Origin of the sequence: Pararhizobium sp. (assembly GCF_035497515.1) — a bacterium.
Taxonomy (GTDB): Bacteria; Pseudomonadota; Alphaproteobacteria; order Rhizobiales; family Rhizobiaceae; genus Pararhizobium.
The window spans coordinates 1-2,919 of the sequence record NZ_DATJDJ010000009.1 but is presented as its reverse complement, the minus strand read 5'-3'; the positions used below and the strand labels follow the sequence as shown (position 1 = coordinate 2,919).

Sequence of the window (2,919 nt, the reverse complement as noted above, 5' to 3'; positions counted from 1 at the left end):
CTTCGACGATCCCGAGCGCGCGCTCGTCATGCCCATGAGCAAGGACGAACGGCGGATGCTGTTCCGCGACAATGCGATGAAATTCTACGCGAATCTCGACTGAAGGACGACTGCAGATGAAGAAGTTGATCAATGATCCCGTGCACTATGTCGATGAGGCACTGGACGGGCTCACCCTCGCCTTTCCCTCGCTTGTCCGGGACGGGGCGGCCGGACGCGTCATTCGCCGGACGCACCCCGCGGCCCAGGGCAAGGTGGGGATCGCGACCGGCGGGGGCTTCGGTCACTTGCCGTTGTTTGCCGGTTACGTCGGCTCCGGATTGGTCGATGCCTGCTCGGTGGGCAACGTCTTCGAGGGGCCGAATGTCGACAGCTGCATCGAAGCGATACGCCTTGCGGATGGCGGTCGCGGTGTGCTCCGGCTTTATGGTAACTACGGTGGAGACCGGATGAATTTTGACATGGCGGGCGAGATGCTGGAGGACGAAGGCATTGCCTGCACCACCGTCCTCGGCACGGATGATATAGCCAGCGGCGGCCCGGATCAGCTCGCCCGCCGTCGCGGCGTGGCGGGCCTCATCTATGCGTACAAGGCGGCCGGAGCTGCGGCCAGGTCAGGTTCCGATCTCGACGAGGTAACGCGGATCGCGGCAAAAGCGGTGGCAGCCACGCGCACCATCGGCGTCGGTCTTGCCGCCTGCCGCCTGCCGTCCGCCGCCAAGCCCAGCTTCGATCTGGGAGACGACGAGATCGAGATGGGAATCGGCATTCACGGGGAGCCGGGAATCTGGCGCGACAAACTGCGCCCGGCCGATATGATCGCAGACGAAATGGTCGAGCGCCTGCTGACCGATCTTCCGCCGGCGGCTGGCGGCGAGGTGTCCGTGCTGATGAACGGGCTGGGCGCAACCCCGATGGAAGAACTGCTGATCCTTTATCGCCGGGTCCGCGCCCAGCTGCAGGGGGCCGGGCTGACGATCGTGGCGCCTCTGGTCGGCAACTATGTGACCTCGATGGAAATGCAGGGCGCTTCCCTCAGCATCTTCCACCTGGATGCGGAGTTGAAGGCTTTGCTGGCCGCGCCGGCGGATTGCCCGTTCTGGAGGGTTGGCTGATGTCCATTGACGCATCCCGGATCGGTGCCGCTATCGATCGCGCGGCAGGGGCCGTGCAGACCCTGGAGCAGGAGCTCAACCAGGCCGACGCAAAACTCGGAGACGGCGACACCGGCTCGATGCTGGCGCGTGTCGTCGGCGCGATGGCGCAGAGCGGCGCGGCCGACGCAATGGATGTCAGCGATGCCTTCGGCAAGCTTGCGCGAGCCGGAATGTCTGCCACCGGATCCAGTCTTGGCACCCTGATCTCGGGCGCGTTCCTGTCTCTCTCCAGGCAGACGAAGGGTCGCGCCACCGTCGATTGGAGCGACCTGTCCGGACTGCTGGCCGTTGTGCTCGATGGCATGATCGCGCGGGGCGGCGCCAGCCTGGGCGACAAGACCGTGCTGGACAGCGTCCACGCCCTCGTTCTGGCCCTGGCCGATGTCTCCGACGGCCCCCAGGCCGCGACGGCGGCGCGGGTGTCGGCGCACTATGCACTCGATCGCTACCGCGACCTGCCTTGCCGCATGGGTCGGGCGAAGTTCTTTGGCGACAAAAGTGTCGGACTGGATGATCCCGGCATGCTCGCATGTGCGAAATTGGTTGACGCAGTTGCCGGAGCTGAAACCGAATTTGCGAACATAACAACCTAACAGATATAACAAAACAACTGCCTTTTGTGGAGAAATCGCCCAGAAGCCTCAAAATTTTGGAAATTACCAAAAAATTGCACTCAAAAGACAGATTCATCTTGATGTTTGTTAGGTAATGAGGTTGATTATTGATGCTTCCTGTTAGGTTGGCAAATTGAAACGGCAGGCCCGGAGGAGGGTTGTCGTGGGAGGAGAAATAGATGGTGGCCCATCACATGGAGCCTGCGGGCGGCTTTGTCGCCGCGGTCGATGACAGCAATGATGTCGAGCGTCGCAACGCCTGGATAAAGTTTCAGGATCGTATCTTCGTGCCGTTGACGATCGTGCCGACAATGCTGGCCAGCGCTCTGGTTTTCGGCATTCCCCTGGTGTTTTCGCTGCTGCTGAGCTTTCAGGGCTGGACGATCGACAGCGCCCTGTTCGGCGGACGTTTCGTCGGTCTCTCGAACTACCAGGATCTGTTCAGCGATCCCCTGTTCCGGTCCAGCCTGATGCTGACGATTGCCTATACCCTGGCGACGGTTACCGGCGAGCTGGTCCTCGGCCTTGGTGTGGCGCTTCTTCTCAACAGTCGCGTGCCCTTCGTCCGTGTCTTTCGCACGGCACTGATCATCCCCATGATGATCACGCCGATCGTGGCCGCATTGACCTGGAAGCTGTTGTTGGATCCGAGCTATGGCCTGGTCAACGCGCTGCTCGGCACGAAAACAGTCTGGCTCGGCGATCCCGATCTCGCGCTGTTCGCGGTGGGCATCGTCAATGTCTGGCAGAACACGCCGTTCGTGGCCATCCTGCTGCTGGCCGGATTGCAATCCCTTCCGAGCGAACCGGTGGAGGCTGCCGCTGTTGACGGCGCCAATCGCTGGCAGACTTTCCGCCATGTGACGTTGCCGCTGTTGATGCCGTATGTGGTCGTCGCGGTGCTGTTGCGGACCATCTTCGAGTTCCGCTCCTTCGAAAATATCTGGGTGATGACCGGCGGTGGTCCGGCCAATTCGACAAAGCTTTTGTCGGTCTACACCTTCGAGGCGTCGTTCCTGTCGTTCGACCTGACGCTGGCAGCGGCCGCATCCTGGGTCATGCTGCTGATCGTGTTGATCTTCTGCGTCCTTTTCATACTCGCAACCAAGCGCAAGGAGATCCAGTAATGTCAGGTTCCTCGCTCGGAA

The 2,919-nt window shown here is 61.5% G+C and carries 3 protein-coding genes; all 3 read left to right on the top strand.

Features of this window, described 5'->3' with window-relative positions:
* Positions 1 to 116 precede the first annotated feature (116 nt).
* Positions 117 to 1,115 (top strand): dihydroxyacetone kinase subunit DhaK, encoded by a 999-nt coding sequence (locus VL202_RS00735; protein WP_325462278.1) that lies wholly within the window; start codon positions 117 to 119, stop codon positions 1,113 to 1,115.
* Entirely contained in the window at positions 1,115 to 1,750 is a 636-nt protein-coding gene (locus VL202_RS00730; RefSeq protein WP_325462277.1) for a dihydroxyacetone kinase subunit L, read from the top strand. The genes VL202_RS00735 and VL202_RS00730 overlap by 1 nt, the downstream gene beginning before the upstream one ends.
* Before the next feature lie 200 nt (positions 1,751 to 1,950).
* Positions 1,951 to 2,898 (top strand): sugar ABC transporter permease, encoded by a 948-nt coding sequence (locus VL202_RS00725; protein WP_325462276.1) that lies wholly within the window; start codon positions 1,951 to 1,953, stop codon positions 2,896 to 2,898.
* Positions 2,899 to 2,919: the final 21 nt, after the last annotated feature.

What these genes read in the sequence shown, in the direction of transcription:
- VL202_RS00735 (WP_325462278.1), top strand. Translation starts at nt 117, where the DNA reads ATGAAGAAGTTGATCAATGATCCCGTGCACTATGTCGATGAGGCACTG.
- VL202_RS00730 (WP_325462277.1), top strand. Translation starts at nt 1,115, where the DNA reads ATGTCCATTGACGCATCCCGGATCGGTGCCGCTATCGATCGCGCGGCA.
- VL202_RS00725 (WP_325462276.1), top strand. Translation starts at nt 1,951, where the DNA reads ATGGTGGCCCATCACATGGAGCCTGCGGGCGGCTTTGTCGCCGCGGTC.